The following is a 15,236-nucleotide window of genomic DNA, read 5'->3' on the forward strand; positions in this document are numbered from 1 at the left end:
TAAACGAATCAATTTCTACGCAATTCAGCGGGGATTCTTTCGCCCAAAGTGATTGAGTTGCTTAGATTTGGTATCGCCACCCATTACGTTTTGTAGCAATGTTTATACTACTGCGAGGCAACAATGACATTAAATCAGCTTAACTGGCTTAGTGTGGGTGTAGTGTTGACCATGTTCATCCTATTTTGATACCGCACTAACAAATAGCATTAGAATTGCGCTGCTTCGGCAGCGTTTTCTTTTTATCTAACACCTGAGCAGCAATAACCTCACTCTATTACCTCACGTTTTCTCAAAATAGAATGATTCATTATTGATGGTGAATTTCGCTTGAATTTCACCTAAATCAACTCCATATCTAATATCAACGACAAGACACAAGGCAAGGATACTCTGATGCAATCCCCATTTATCGTTGAGATAACAGAACAGAACTTTCGCGAAACGCTTGAAGGATCAATGAACACGCCCGTTTTGATCCACTTTTGGGCCAACGCTCAGCCAGAAAGCGCACAGATACTCCCTGAGTTGCAATCTCTTGCTCAACAGTACAACGGTGCATTTACGCTTGCTCTACTAAATTGTGAAGATCAGCCCGCTTTAGCGTCTCAATTTGGCGTGCAAGTATTGCCAACTATCGCGCTGTTTATAAATGGTCAAGCCGTCGATGGTCTGGGAGGCCCCCAGCCAATTGATGCCATTGCTACCATGCTACAAAAGCATTTGCCAAGCCCAGATGAACAACTATTAAAACAAGTCAGTGAACTTCTTCAGCAAGGTGAGCATGCTCAGGCTTTGAGCATCATCCACACTTTGCCGCCAGAGCTGCAAGAGCGTGGTGATGTGAAACTCGCGATGGCTGATTGTTTGCTAGAAACCAAACAATTTGATATTGCCCAAGAACTACTGAACGCTATCCCTCTCGAGTATCAAGATAACTACTACAAGAGCCTAATAGCCAAGCTCGAGCTGCATTTGCAGGCTGCAGATAGCCCTGAGTTACAGCGACTAGAACAAGCATACGCAGCAGACATGGCAAACTTCGAACTCGCTTGTGAATTGGCGGTACAATACAACCAAGTTGGTCGGGATGAAGAAGCGTTGGAACTGCTGTGGAATATTCTTAAAAAAGACTTGGGCGCCAAAGACGGTGAAGTGAAGAAGACTTTTATGGATATTCTCAGTGCGCTAGGTCAAGGTAACGCATTAGCAAGCAAATATCGTCGCCAGCTTTACTCAATTTTGTACTAAGCGTCGCATTCTTCTAGGAAGAAGACAACAAAGGCCGGTGTTTCCGGCCTTTGTCATATAAAAAACCAATAACCTCTCAAAGGTCTCAGAACTTCAATTGTCTATTGTCTATAAATAGGTAAAAATGGATCGAACATTATGCACTTAAGGGAATAACTCATGCCAATTGATTCACTGATCACCATCGGTATTTTCGTCGTTCTTGCTGTCGTTATCTTATCTTCAGCCATTAAAACGGTTCCGCAAGGAAACAACTGGACAGTTGAACGCTTCGGACGCTACACCCACACATTAAAGCCGGGTTTAAACTTGATCATTCCATTCGTTGATAAAGTTGGTCAAAAAGTAAATATGATGGAGCGCGTTCTCGATATTCCTGCGCAAGAGGTCATTTCAAAAGATAACGCTAACGTGGTTATTGACGCTGTCGGATTTGTTCAAGTGATCGATGCTGCCAAAGCGGCTTATGAAGTCAACGATTTAGAACACGCTATTAGAAACTTGACCCTTACCAACATTCGTACCGTTTTAGGTTCAATGGAACTGGACGAAATGCTGAGCCAACGCGACATGATCAACTCTAAGCTGTTGGCGATTGTTGACCAAGCAACAAACCCTTGGGGCGTAAAAGTCACACGAATTGAGATTAAAGATGTCCAGCCACCAGCCGATCTGACCGCTGCAATGAATGCGCAAATGAAAGCCGAGCGTAATAAGCGTGCGGAAATTCTTGAAGCAGAAGGGGTTCGCCAAGCTGAGATATTAAAGGCCGAAGGTCATAAACAATCAGAGATATTAAAAGCTGAAGGCGAAAAGCAGTCTGCTATTCTCCATGCAGAAGCACGTGAGCGTGCCGCGCAAGCAGAAGCAAAAGCGACTTACATGGTTTCCGAAGCCATTGCAAAAGGTGACATGCAAGCCGTCAATTACTTCATTGCACAGGGTTATACCGAAGCGATCAAAAGCATTGGTCAAGCCGAAAATGGTAAAATCATTATGCTTCCATTAGAAGCAACCGGACTAATGGGCTCGGTTGCAGGGATAGCAGAAATGTTTAAACAGCAAGATAAAGAATAATTTATGGACTTTTTTAGTTTGTTGGAAGGTATCTCTTTCTGGCATTGGCTAGCGTTTGGCTTTGCTCTTTTAGCAGTTGAGCTACTTGGTACCGCAGGGTATTTTCTCTGGCTCGGGATGTCTGCACTTATCGTTGGAGCACTCATGACCGTTTTGCCAATGAGCTGGCAATTGCAATGGCTTTGCTTTGCAAGCTTCAGCTTAATCACCACCTGGCTTTGGTGGCGACGACAATGGTCTAAAGACAAGCAAGAAGACCAAGAAAGAGATCTGAACCAAAAGTACAAGCAGTTAATTGGGCGTACTCTTATCCTTGAAGAAGACTTTTCCGTCGGGCTCAATCGCATCAAGGTAGCCGATACCACATGGTCCGCACAATCGGATCAAGCACTTCCAGCCGGTACCCGCGTAAGAATCACCGATGTTGAAGGTATTATTTTAATCATTGAGCCTGATTCAAATTAATTTATGCCAAAGTAATGGGGCAAATCATGCTCCATTACTTTAATCTAAACAACTGCTTTCATTTCATTACCTTAATTAAAATCGAGAAAAAAATAAGTATTAGTAATATTATTAATACCCTACCTACCATTTCCTATTATTTAATTATTCAACACACGACAATCAATAAGATAGAAATATATCTAGGTAAATTATCGATCTAAATTTATTTTAAAAAATAAAACTTTATTGAATTATTTTTTGATCTTTTTATCCTCGGATACATACTTAACGCATAAGCATTTAAGTTGAGTGCTTTTTATTTGGTAAGTAAGAGGATGTACTATGAATAAGCTTCTCTTTTTAATGATGTGCGGTATTTTTTCTTTTTCTTCCTTTGCCTACAACAACGGAAACGGCGGTACAACTAATTTGGGACCTATAGTCGAATGTAAGATGCCAAGTGGCGACGTTACGAATATTCCAAGTGAAATGTGTCGATTTAGAGGTGGGGAATGGGAATAGTAAAGAAGTAAGAGCTTAGTTTGATATAAGAGCCCTTTTCAACCTTACCTTTCTGCGTAGTCACGGTTTATACAAGTACGTAGATATTTAAAGTTTATATTGAGGTGATGATTATGAGATTTTTATCTGGTCTATTAGTAATATCTTTTGCCATAATTCCGTTAACCACTCATGCTAATGGTGCATCCGGTGGTCGTACGATAGGCCCAGAGATAAAGTGTGAGTTGCCAAACGGTAATGTACATATGTTGCCACCGTTATATTGCAAAATATACGACGGCCGAGAAGTGAAATAGAAAAGGAGCCTAGCGGCTCCTTTTATTATTTCACTAAGTATTAGTGGAAGCTGTAAGGGATAAGAACTTGTAGACGTAAGTCTGTTTCATCCGCATCGCCAGCACCTGCGTACTCATCACGTTCTAGGATTGTACCGTGTAAACGAATGGTAGAACCTTTAAGCGCGCCACTTTGTAGTGAGTAAGATACTGTTGCGTTAACTGCGTATTCGCTTTCGTAATCCCAGTCACCTGATGCTCCGCTTGCTGCAGAGTCAGCGCCAGTACCGTAACCAAAGCCTAGGTAGTAGTTCCAGCCGTTACCTTGGTTGTAAGATAGACGGTTGTACCATGCTAGCTCACCCGCTTTGTTCCAGTCAGATAGCGCGTCCCACCACTGAGACCAAGTACCATTGTTCATACCATATGTATGAATAGTACGAGGAACGAAGTCCGCACGGTTATCTGTGTCTGTGTAGCGCAACTCAGACATCCAAGCTAGCTTGCCGAAAGATTGATTCAAAGATAGACCAGTGTGGAAACCTAGACCATCGTATTTCACATCATCGTCAACACCGTAGAAATCAAATGCTAGAGTTGTACGGTCACTAACAGTGTACTTCAAGTAAGCCTTGTAAGAAGTGTTGTCAGTTTCGTTGTGGTAGCTAGTTACTTGACCTGCACCCCAGTCAACACCATTTGCATATTGAACGCCAGTAGCTTGACCCAAACCAAGTTGCATAAACAAGCTGTCAGTTAGGTTACCGTTTAGGCCTAGAGAGTGTAGGTAGCTCCATGAAGTGTCAGACCAAAGCGCTGGTGCGTAATCATCTTCGTGAAGCAGCCAAGGTGCTGTAAATTGGTCTGCGCCAAAGTAGCTTAGGTTGAAATCACCAAGTTTAGCGTTCAGTTCGAAACCACGGTAAGTACCAGGTACAAAGCTCCAAACGTTACCGATTGTACCGTTACCACCAGCCTGTAACATACCAAAACGAGCATTAAAGTTTTCGTTTGCTTTGAATTTCAGCGCTGCTTTGTAAACTTTAAGCTGCTGACCATCACCTGCACCCCAGTCTAGGTTGTTACAAGTTGAGATTTCGTTACATAGGTAGCCTTCGTTTGAATTGTAAAGACTATCGTTGTAAAGATCGCCAGAGTAGTAAGCCGCAACATCTGCGCCCACCCAACCATCGTGGTAGCCAGAAGTGAAGTCTAAAATTGCGTTGTAAGAAGAGTAGTTTAGACGACTCCAACGGTCACCATTTTCACCGCCGGGCTTACCTGTTGTACGAGTTCGTGAACGAGTATCAACTATGAATAATGCATTCAGACTTGAGTCTTGCATAAATTCGTTCACTTTCTCTACGTACTCGCCACCTGCTGCACTTTCAGTAGACGCTGTAGCTGGAGCGACAGCAACAACACCAAACATTGCTGCGGTTAACGCTGAAACCTTAAAAAATTTGTCCATGGAAAAACTCCTAAAAATGGATATAGCTGTATTTTTCTATCTCACCTTTAGTTGGCCGCCGAAGGAGAGAAGTAAATTCCTGATCAAACCTCATTATTTCTAATTTGGCTTTTTTTAGTTCCTGCATACACACCGTGTATCCACGTGATTAAGACTAACTTCGCAGCTAAAAACATCCAAATGGAACTTATTTTTTTTCTAAAAAAATATGAGCCACTCCAAAGTTCCATATAACTTATTGATCCAGATCTTATTTTTAACAACACCAACACAACTCAACAAAATATCATTTAAAATCAAACATTTAAATTTAGCCTGAAAGTATCAACTTGAAGTCACTCGCAGACTAAAAAAGCCAAAAAAACCAATAACCCAAGGTTCGATCTTGATCACTGAAAAGAACAAAGGCATCAATTACTCAATAAAAAAACACTTAATTATGAACAAGAAAAAGCCCCGCATGCTTACCATACGGGGCTTTTAGTTATTTTTTTAGCTTTTTTGAGAAGACTTAATTCATCAATTCGAGTAAGTCTTGTTCTGTTTTAATTTCGATACCCAGTTCTTGTGCCTTTGCGAGCTTCGAACCTGCATTTTCACCAGCAAACAAAATATCGGTTTTCTTAGAAACACTACCCGTCACTTTAGCCCCCAGTGCTTGGAGGGCTTCTTTGGCTTCTGTACGCCCCAGTTGAGAAAGTGTTCCCGTTAATACTACTGTTTTACCTTCTAATGGTAATTCCCCCACCTGCTCAGTAGTATTAATCTCTGGCCAATGAATTCCTTGTTCAAGCAAATCTTTAACCACCGCTTGGTTCTGTTCTTCACTAAAGAAAGTCGTAATATGTTGAGCAACCACAGCACCGATGTCTTGCACTTCAATCAACTGCTCTTCGGTAGCATTTTGGATCGCTCCCAACGTTTTAAAGTGCATTGCTAAGTTTGCTGCGGTTGCCTCGCCAACTTCACGGATCCCCAGTGAATACAAAAACCGAGGTAAAGTTGTTTCTTTGGATTTTTCTAACGCATTCACAATATTCTGCGCAGACTTTGGCCCCATGCGATCTAGTACGGTTAAAATCCCCGCTGATAACTTAAATAAGTCAGCAGGAGTTTTCACCATCTCACGATCAACAAGCTGCTCGATCACTTTATCGCCTAAACCGTCAACGTCTAACGCTTTACGAGAAACAAAGTGTTTTAGCGCTTGTTTGCGTTGGGCTTGGCAAACTAAGCCCCCCATACAACGTGTTACCGCTTCTCCTTCGATCCGCTCAACATGCGAACCACAAACAGGACACTGAGTTGGGAAAACAATATCTCGAGCTGTTTCTGGTCGACGCTCTTTGATGACAGAAACGACTTGCGGAATAACATCGCCAGCACGGCGGATCACAACGTGATCACCAATCTTGACTTGCAGACGTTCTATCTCATCTGCGTTATGAAGCGTCGCATTACTTACCGTTACCCCACCAACAAATACAGGCTCTAGTTTAGCAACAGGTGTAATCGCACCAGTGCGACCGACTTGGAACTCCACTTCATTCAGTGTCGTCATTTCTTCCTGAGCTGGAAATTTGTAGGCAATCGCCCAACGTGGAGCGCGAGCAACAAAACCCAGACGCTCTTGCACGGCAATATCGTCAATTTTAATAACGACACCATCGATCTCATAAGGGAGGGCATCACGACGCTGCAATATATCTTGGTAGTAAGCTTTTACATCCGCCAAGCTTTCAACTCGCTTAGTTTCCTGACACATTGGCAGTCCCCAAGATTTGATTTGCAAAAAGCGTTCGTAATGACTTGCTGCCAATTCTGCACCTTGCACCACGCCTACACTGTATGCATAGAAGCTAAGCGGACGAGAAGCCGTAATACGTGAATCCAATTGTCGTAAGCTACCTGCCGCAGCGTTACGTGGATTAACAAAGATTTTCTCGCCTTTCTTCCTTGCTAATTCATTGAGCTTTTCAAACCCAGCTTTCGGCATAAAGACTTCACCACGAACTTCAAGACGATTTGGCCAGTCATTACCTCTGAGTTTTAAAGGAATAGCTTTAATCGTACGCACATTCTCTGTGATGTTTTCACCCGTAGTACCATCGCCTCGAGTGGCCGCCTGAACTAAAACGCCATTCTCATATAACAAACTTACGGCGAGTCCATCCAATTTAGGCTCACAACAGTATTCTTTCACACTCTGGCTGCCCACGCGCTCTTGTGCGCGCTTGTGGAAACTATCGAGTTCACTATCATCAAACGCGTTATCAAGCGAAAGCATCGGTACTTCATGTGTCACTTGGCTAAACGCAGAGAGAGGTTGCCCACCGACACGTTGGCTTGGCGAGTCTACGGTTATTAAGTCAGGGTTCTCAGCTTCAATATCCAGTAACTCTCGCATTAAACGGTCGTACTCGGCATCAGGGATCTCTGGGTTATCTTCCACGTAGTAACGCACAGCGTGGTAATGCAACGACTCTTTTAGTTCTTCTAGTCGCTGAAGTACTGATTCAGACATAGTAAAGCCCCGTGTATTTTCAATCGGTGAGGTTGGGAAATCCAAGAAAAAGGGCTCCATCCGGAGCCCTATTATTATTTGCTGTTAAGATTATGCGTTAGCGGCATTAAACTCAACTATTTGACGTCGATAAGATGCTAAACGATCTGGCGTCATTAAGTTGCGCTGGTCATCAAGTACGTTACCACCTAAGTCATCAGCAATTTGCTGCGCAGTTCGGAGCATTAAGTTGAAGTTCTGTTCAGCCTCGCCATAACAAGGCAATGTCATGAAGAATGAAATACCCTTCGTTGTAAACTCAGCAGGATCAGCATGTTCAAACGTACCAGGGTGCATCATATTAGCGACGCTAAACAGCACTTTGCCGTTACCGGACAAGTCGACATGACGATGGAAAATATCCATCTCGCCATAAATTAGACCGTTTTGTTGCATACTTTCAAATAAAGCAGTACCAACAAATGGCTCTTCACCAGCACAGTGCACATTCAATACAATCACTTGCATTTCAGGTTCTGGCTTTGGCTCTTCCTTAGGCTCTGCAACGACAGGCTCACTAACCGTTTCGACTTGCTGTTCTTTCTCCGTAATATCAAACGCGGCGGGAATAACTTCTTCTTCCACAGCAGGCTGGAATGGCTCTTCAGCTACTGTTGCTTGAACAACAGGCTCAACGTCCTCTTCTTTATCTTTTTCTGCAACAAATGAAGGGATGTCATCCGGCTCCTGCTGCGTCTGTTTGACTTCAGATGGACCACCGAATAACGGGTCAGATTCAAACTTGTTGTCGAAAGAACTCGCCATCCCAAAATCTGGTTCTTTGCGATCTTTGCGAATGATCTCAAAGTCATCTTCAGGAGCGGGAGCGAAGTCTCGTTCTTTCTCAACAAGATCATTTTTGTCTTCTTGGTCAACATCCAGCTTACCAAGTGGCTTGTTACCAAACTTTGCTTTGCCTTCTTTTTTACTGCTCCATAAACCATGAAACAGTAATGCCGCGATGGCTAATGCGCCAACAACAATGAGTACGAATCGCAATTCCTGCATTATTTACTCTCAATATACTTGTTTTTACTACTCGCAGTTCCTTGAGCAGCAACCCAAGTGCAATAAATCTGAATGATACGTTTACTTTACCAAAACTATATGTAGATTTAGAACAACTTAATGCAAGAAGTTCCGTTTTTTGTTGTGATTCTTGCCACGATTCCACTTAACAAGACGTCATTTGTCAGGGCTTTGAAAGAAAAGTCCTCACAGGTACAATGAGTTTTCATTTACACGAAGCCAAAATAGACATGAAGAAAAACAATCAGCAGAGAACCGGGTTCGGTTATTTTCTATACGGGATACAATTGGCACTAGCCCCTAAAATCAGGCGCTTTGTCATCTTACCTCTACTTGCAAATATCTTGCTTGTAGGTGGTGCCATCTTCTATCTATTTTCAAACCTTAATATATGGATAGAAGGCTGGATTGGGCAGCTGCCTGAGTTTTTATCCTGGTTAACTTACATTCTTTGGCCTTTACTCGCTCTAACGATACTCGCTACCTTCTCCTATTTTTTCAGCACGCTCGCGAACTTTATCGCCGCGCCATTCAATGGCCTCTTGGCTGAAAAAGTGGAAGAGTACTTAACGGGACAAAAAGTAAATGATGATGGTTTCACTGCCGTCCTGAAAGATGTTCCTCGCGTTTTAGCTCGTGAGTGGAGAAAGCTCCTTTACATTTTACCTAAAGCAATAGGCCTATTCCTGTTATTGCTCATCCCTGCCCTTGGACAAACAGTAGGCCCATTTTTATGGTTTATCTTTACCGCCTGGATGCTCGCGATTCAATATTGTGACTACCCGTTTGATAACCACAAAATCCCATTTAACGACATGCGTTACAAATTGAAACAAAAGCAAGGTAAGGCCTATGGCTTTGGGGTATTGGTGTCTGTATTTACGACGATCCCAATTTTGAACCTCATTGTCATGCCTGTAGCAATATGTGGTGCAACCGCTATGTGGGTCGCGGAGTTTAAGCACCAACGATAGTCGATTAGAGATTAAGGAAAGGGATCAGCGCCAGCTTTTCCCTTTTCTTTTATCAAGTTCTGGGCCAACCTAATAAGATATAACTTTTTAATCCTTTTCCCTTTTTTTCATACCGCATATTCTTCTATCCATATTCACACAACGTGTAATGAAGGAACATCACTATGAGCAAAATCTACGAAGATAACTCTCTTACTATTGGTAATACACCTCTCGTTCGTCTAAACAAAGTAAGTAAAGGCAAAGTTCTCGCGAAAATTGAAGCGCGTAACCCTAGCTTCAGTGTTAAGTGCCGTATCGGTGCAAACATGATTTGGGAAGCAGAGAAAGCGGGCCTTCTTAAGCCAGGTGTAGAGCTTGTAGAACCTACCAGTGGTAACACAGGTGTTGCTCTAGCATTCGTAGCGGCTGCTCGCGGTTACAAGCTAACATTGACCATGCCTGAATCAATGAGCCTAGAACGCCGTAAGCTACTAAAAGCACTAGGCGCGAACCTTGAGCTGACTGAAGCGGCGAAAGGCATGAAAGGGGCGATTGCTAAAGCAGAAGAAATCGTAGCAAGCAACCCTGAGAAGTACCTACTTCTTCAACAATTTGACAACCCAGCGAACCCAGAAATCCACGAAAAGACTACGGGCCCTGAGATTTGGGAAGCGACAGACGGTGAAATCGACGTATTCGTTGCTGGTGTTGGTACGGGCGGTACTATCACAGGTACAAGCCGTTACATCAAAGGTGAAAAAGGCAAAGCCATCACTTCTGTTGCAGTTGAGCCAGCAGAGTCTCCGGTTATTGCACAAGCACTTGCTGGCGAAGAAATCCAACCTGCCCCACACAAAATTCAAGGTATCGGTGCTGGTTTCATCCCTGGTAACCTCGATTTAGACATTATTGACCGTGTTGAGCAAGTTACCTCAGAAGAAGCGATTGAGATGGCTCGTCGCCTAATGGAAGAGGAAGGTATCCTAGCTGGTATCTCATCTGGCGCAGCGGTTGTTGCAGCGAACCGACTTGCAGAACTACCTGAATTTGAAGGAAAAACAATTGTAACTGTCTTGCCAAGTTCCGGTGAGCGTTACCTAAGTACAGCACTCTTTGCAGGTATCTTTACCGAAAAAGAGAACCAACAATAATATGTGTTCAAATCAATTTTTAGTTTAAAAAAGCCCCGTTTAGGGGCTTTTTTGTTGATCCCTGCCCTACCTTTGGTAATATCAGGGTGTTTTATTTCTAGCTTCAAAATAAAGAAGCAGAACACAAAAAGGTTTCAAAGTGATTACGCACGCAAACAGTTGCGTAGTTACCAAACTTTTGACTAGTATCAGAACTGACGCGCTTTGAACTCTTCCCGTGCTAGCGCACAAGATGTAAAGCAGTTAAGCTAAAATCTGGTCACAAACTAACAAAAAAATACATTTATTGGGGTATATCACATGTACGAGAAGCAAGTAGAAATCACAGCAGAAAACGGCCTTCACACTCGTCCAGCTGCACAGTTTGTTAAAGAAGCAAAAGCATTCGACGCAGACATCACTGTGACTTCTAACGGTAAAAGCGCTAGCGCTAAGAGCCTGTTCAAACTACAAACACTAGGCCTAGTAAAAGGTACTCAAGTTACTATTTCTGCTGAAGGCCCACAAGCTCAGCAAGCAGTTGACCACCTAGTTGCTCTAATGGACCAACTACACTAATCCGGTCTCCTACTCCAGAAGCCATTTTGTGAAAGCAAAATGGCTTCGTTGGAAATAGGCTCAAAACTAAGCTAAAACTATTCGTTAGCGCACCCATTATTCTCCCGTTTTATAAAGTTGACCAAACTTAAGGTAAGGCTATGATTTCAGGCATCCTAGCATCTCCTGGTATTGCAATCGGTAAAGCACTACTACTTCAAGAAGATGAAATTGTCCTAAACACAAACACTATTTCTGACGATCAAGTAGAAGCTGAAGTTCAGCGTTTCTTTGACGCTCGTAACAAATCTGCAGCTCAGCTAGAAACTATCAAGCAAAAAGCGCTTGAAACGTTTGGCGAAGAAAAAGAAGCGATCTTTGAAGGTCACATCATGCTTCTTGAAGACGAAGAGCTAGAAGAGGAAATCCTAGCACTTATCAAAAACGACAAGATGACTGCTGATCACGCTATCCACTCAGTGATCGAAGAGCAAGCATGTGCTCTTGAGTCTCTAGACGACGAATACTTAAAAGAGCGTGCAACTGACATCCGCGATATCGGTTCTCGTTTTGTTAAGAACGCACTAGGCATCAACATTGTTTCGCTTAGCGATATCAACGAAGAAGTAATTCTTGTTGCTTACGACCTAACGCCATCTGAAACTGCACAAATCAACCTAGACTACGTGCTTGGTTTTGCTTGTGATATCGGCGGTCGTACATCTCACACTTCAATCATGGCTCGCTCACTTGAGCTTCCAGCTATCGTTGGTACTAACGACATCACGAAGAAAGTTAAGAATGGCGACATGCTGATTCTTGACGCAATGAACAACAAGATTGTTGTTAACCCATCAGAAGCTGAGCTAGAAGAAGCGAAAGCGGTTAAAGCAGCATTCCTAGCTGAAAAAGAAGAGCTAGCGAAACTGAAAGACCTACACGCAGAAACGACTGACGGTCACCGTGTAGAAGTTTGCGGTAACATCGGTACAGTGAAAGACTGTGACGGTATCCTTCGTAACGGCGGTGAAGGTGTTGGTCTGTACCGTACTGAATTCCTATTTATGGACCGTACTGCGCTACCAACTGAAGAAGAACAGTACCAAGCGTACAAAGAAGTTGCGGAAGCAATGAACGGTCAAGCTGTGATCATCCGTACTATGGATATCGGCGGCGATAAAGATCTCCCATACATGGATCTTCCAAAAGAGATGAACCCATTCCTAGGCTGGCGCGCTGTACGTATCAGTCTGGATCGTCGTGAAATCCTTCGTGATCAGCTACGTGGCATTCTACGTGCTTCTGCACACGGCAAACTGCGTATCATGTTCCCAATGATCATCTCTGTCGAAGAAATCCGTGAGCTTAAGAAAGCGATCGAAGAGTACAAAGAAGAGCTACGCGCTGAAGGCCACGCGTTCGACGAAAACATCGAAATCGGTGTTATGGTTGAAACTCCTGCTGCTGCTGCGATCGCACACCACTTAGCGAAGGAAGTGTCTTTCTTCTCTATCGGTACAAACGACCTAACTCAGTACACGCTAGCAGTTGACCGTGGTAACGAGATGATTTCTCACCTATACAACCCACTATCACCAGCTGTACTTACAGTGATCAAGCAAGTTATCGACGCATCTCACGCAGAAGGTAAATGGACTGGTATGTGTGGTGAACTTGCAGGTGACGAGCGTGCAACACTTCTACTTCTAGGTATGGGTCTGGACGAGTTCTCAATGAGCGGTATTTCAATCCCTAAAGTGAAGAAAGTAGTTCGTAACTCTAACTTCGCAGAAGTGAAAGCAATGGCTGAAGAAGCCCTTTCTCTACCGACAGCAGAAGAAATCGAAGCCGTGGTAGAAAAGTTTATTGCTGAGAAAGCTCAGTAATCGGTAGTACCAAGTAATTCAATACTTAATGGCCATTAGACGGCGAAAAAAGTCGTCTAATGAGCTATATTGGTATACTATAATTCGACAGAATAAAACCAAACCTTAGGAGCATGACACAATGGGTCTGTTTGACAAACTTAAGAAGCTTGTATCTGATGACAGCGCTGACGCTGGTGCTATCGAAATCATCGCGCCACTTTCTGGTGAGATTGTAAACATCGAAGACGTGCCAGATGTTGTTTTCGCTGAGAAAATCGTTGGTGACGGTATTGCTATCAAGCCAGCAGGCAACAAAATGGTAGCTCCTGTAAACGGTACTATCGGTAAGATCTTCGAAACTAACCATGCGTTCTCTATCGAGTCTGACGACGGTGTTGAGCTTTTCGTTCACTTCGGTATCGACACAGTTGAACTAAAAGGCGAAGGCTTCACGCGTATCGCTGAAGAAGGTCAAACTGTTAAAGCTGGCGACACTGTAATTGAATTCGATCTAGCTCTTCTAGAAGAGAAAGCGAAGTCAACGCTAACTCCAGTTGTTATCTCTAACATGGACGAAATCAAAGAGCTAAACAAGCTTTCTGGTTCTGTAACTGTTGGTGAAACTCCAGTTCTACGTGTAACTAAGTAATTTTTACTTAATCGAACACGAAAAAAACGCTGCCAATGGCAGCGTTTTTTATTATCTGACTTTTTTCTGAGCGATGTGCATCGCTGAAACACGTTCAACTGAGCAAGCCTAGTGCTGAGCTCGGCCTTTGCTTCGCTTGAGCGAGTAATGCAGTTGTCGCATCTTGGAGCACTTGAGAACGCACCATTTCCGTAGATTCTCTTGCGAAGTCTGTATCTCTTATTCGACTCTTGGATTCTGTAACACTCCGATTCACAGTATTTAAGTTATCCATCGAGCCGTTTACACGGTTCTGAAAGCTGCCAATTTCACTCCGGTGCGAATCAACATACTTAATTGCTGCATCAATCACCCCAATTGAAAGCTGCGCCTTACCTGCCGTCGACATATCGATGTCATCCATTGTGACTAATTGACCAGCGCTCACATCAAGCTCATCCGCTAAACTCCCATCGAGAACCACACCCTCTGGCGCCTTCATCGTAGAAGCGAAGAATTGCAGTTCGTTGTTTTCCGTTACTGAAGCATTCACTATCGATTGTTGAGCATTGATGTAAGTGGCGACCTGTTCTATACGGTCACCCAATTTGAGTCCAATGGATTCCGTTTGGGTTTGCCCTTTACTGTCTTGGTATTCGACTTTTAGGGTTTGGTTATCTTTAGTGACTCGCCAATCTTTATCGACCGCATCACCAACATAATGCTGCCCTCCCATCTCTGGGATATGGCTACGCATGTTACGTAACGTCAAAGAGATTGAATTAGCGTTCGCGCCAATATGGAAACTTTGTGAACCGTAAGATCCATCAAACAGGTTTTTATCCGCAAATGTTGTCGTGATCGCGACACGATCAAGCTCATCTTGCAGCGCTACGACCTCATATTGAATACTTTGCCGATCACTTGAGTCATAACTGCCGTTTGCTGCTTGAAGCCCCAGAGAGCGTAAGCGTTGCAATATGTCACTGCTTTCGTGCAATGCTCCCTCCGCTGTTTGAGCAACAGAAAAAGCGTCGTGTGCATTTCTTAAGGCGACATCAAGCCCTCTCGTTTGTACATGGAGAGTATTCGATATCTGTAAACCTGCCGCATCATCGCTCGCCGAGTTGATTCGAAATCCCGAAGTTAGGTTGCGTTGTGACTCAACATTTTGCGCAGCTGCTTGACTCAGGTGTCTCTGCGCCACCATCGCAGAAACATTGGAATTTAAAGAGATCATCTAATCGATATGAATGCCTTATCGAACATACTGTCAGGACATATCTGAATCGTTATAGCCAATAAGCAAAAAGCCAGGGATGAGCCTGGCTTTGGTTTCTTGCTTTGTTAAATTGATTAACCTAGCAGACTTAGCGCTGAGTTAGGCGCTTGTTTCGCTTGCGCAAGGATTGAGCTTGACGCTTGCGATAGAATTTGTGATTTGGTCATTGCCGTCGTTTC

The 15,236-nt window shown here is 43.4% G+C and carries 14 protein-coding genes; 9 read left to right on the forward strand and 5 right to left on the reverse strand.

Features of this window, described 5'->3' with window-relative positions:
- The first annotated feature begins 396 nt into the window (after positions 1 to 396).
- The 4 genes from R7O12_RS19255 (at position 397) to R7O12_RS19270 (ending at position 3,297) form a co-directional block, all read left to right on the forward strand.
- Positions 397 to 1,251, forward strand: coding sequence for a co-chaperone YbbN (locus tag R7O12_RS19255; protein WP_318126278.1), 855 nt, complete (start codon positions 397 to 399; stop codon positions 1,249 to 1,251).
- Positions 1,252 to 1,410: 159 nt separating this feature from the next.
- Positions 1,411 to 2,328: an SPFH domain-containing protein gene (locus tag R7O12_RS19260; RefSeq protein WP_005382060.1), complete on the forward strand. Its 918-nt coding sequence runs from the start codon at positions 1,411 to 1,413 to the stop codon at positions 2,326 to 2,328.
- A 3-nt stretch (positions 2,329 to 2,331) separates the two neighbouring features.
- Positions 2,332 to 2,793, forward strand: a complete 462-nt coding sequence (locus tag R7O12_RS19265; protein WP_017634826.1) for an NfeD family protein — start codon at positions 2,332 to 2,334, stop codon at positions 2,791 to 2,793.
- A gap of 324 nt (positions 2,794 to 3,117) precedes the next feature.
- On the forward strand, positions 3,118 to 3,297 hold the full coding sequence (locus R7O12_RS19270) for a hypothetical protein (protein WP_086046573.1): 180 nt from the start codon (positions 3,118 to 3,120) through the stop codon (positions 3,295 to 3,297).
- 336 nt (positions 3,298 to 3,633) lie between these two features.
- Here R7O12_RS19270 and R7O12_RS19275 read toward each other — a convergent pair whose 3' ends face one another.
- From R7O12_RS19275 to zipA, 3 genes are all read right to left on the reverse strand, one after another.
- Complete coding sequence (locus R7O12_RS19275) at positions 3,634 to 5,043, reverse strand: hypothetical protein (RefSeq protein ID WP_005382055.1); 1,410 nt, start codon at positions 5,041 to 5,043, stop codon at positions 3,634 to 3,636.
- A gap of 511 nt (positions 5,044 to 5,554) precedes the next feature.
- Positions 5,555 to 7,567, reverse strand: a complete 2,013-nt coding sequence (gene ligA, locus R7O12_RS19280; RefSeq protein ID WP_086046572.1) for an NAD-dependent DNA ligase LigA — start codon at positions 7,565 to 7,567, stop codon at positions 5,555 to 5,557.
- A 90-nt stretch (positions 7,568 to 7,657) separates the two neighbouring features.
- On the reverse strand, positions 7,658 to 8,614 hold the full coding sequence (gene zipA / locus R7O12_RS19285) for a cell division protein ZipA (protein WP_017819969.1): 957 nt from the start codon (positions 8,612 to 8,614) through the stop codon (positions 7,658 to 7,660).
- A gap of 251 nt (positions 8,615 to 8,865) precedes the next feature.
- Between zipA and cysZ the strand changes: the two genes are divergently transcribed.
- The 5 genes from cysZ (at position 8,866) to crr (ending at position 13,796) form a co-directional block, all read left to right on the forward strand.
- Complete coding sequence (gene cysZ / locus R7O12_RS19290) at positions 8,866 to 9,609, forward strand: sulfate transporter CysZ (protein WP_025767003.1); 744 nt, start codon at positions 8,866 to 8,868, stop codon at positions 9,607 to 9,609.
- 164 nt (positions 9,610 to 9,773) lie between these two features.
- Positions 9,774 to 10,742 (forward strand): cysteine synthase A, encoded by a 969-nt coding sequence (gene cysK / locus R7O12_RS19295; protein ID WP_005382045.1) that lies wholly within the window; start codon positions 9,774 to 9,776, stop codon positions 10,740 to 10,742.
- A gap of 300 nt (positions 10,743 to 11,042) precedes the next feature.
- Positions 11,043 to 11,300, forward strand: coding sequence for an HPr family phosphocarrier protein (locus R7O12_RS19300; protein WP_005382043.1), 258 nt, complete (start codon positions 11,043 to 11,045; stop codon positions 11,298 to 11,300).
- Positions 11,301 to 11,440: 140 nt separating this feature from the next.
- Complete coding sequence (gene ptsI / locus R7O12_RS19305; protein WP_005389298.1) at positions 11,441 to 13,165, forward strand: phosphoenolpyruvate-protein phosphotransferase PtsI; 1,725 nt, start codon at positions 11,441 to 11,443, stop codon at positions 13,163 to 13,165.
- Positions 13,166 to 13,286: 121 nt separating this feature from the next.
- A complete protein-coding gene (gene crr, locus R7O12_RS19310; protein WP_005382041.1) occupies positions 13,287 to 13,796 on the forward strand; it encodes a PTS glucose transporter subunit IIA in 510 nt (169 codons plus the stop codon).
- Positions 13,797 to 13,890: 94 nt separating this feature from the next.
- Here crr and R7O12_RS19315 read toward each other — a convergent pair whose 3' ends face one another.
- Together R7O12_RS19315 and R7O12_RS19320 are read right to left on the reverse strand one after the other, a co-directional pair.
- Entirely contained in the window at positions 13,891 to 15,015 is a 1,125-nt protein-coding gene (locus tag R7O12_RS19315; RefSeq protein WP_005382040.1) for a flagellin, read from the reverse strand.
- 116 nt (positions 15,016 to 15,131) lie between these two features.
- Positions 15,132 to 15,236: flagellin (locus R7O12_RS19320; RefSeq protein WP_254661342.1), on the reverse strand; the 105-nt coding region annotated here is incomplete at its 5' end.

The sequence above is a fragment of the Vibrio sp. Vb1574 genome (genome assembly GCF_033338675.1).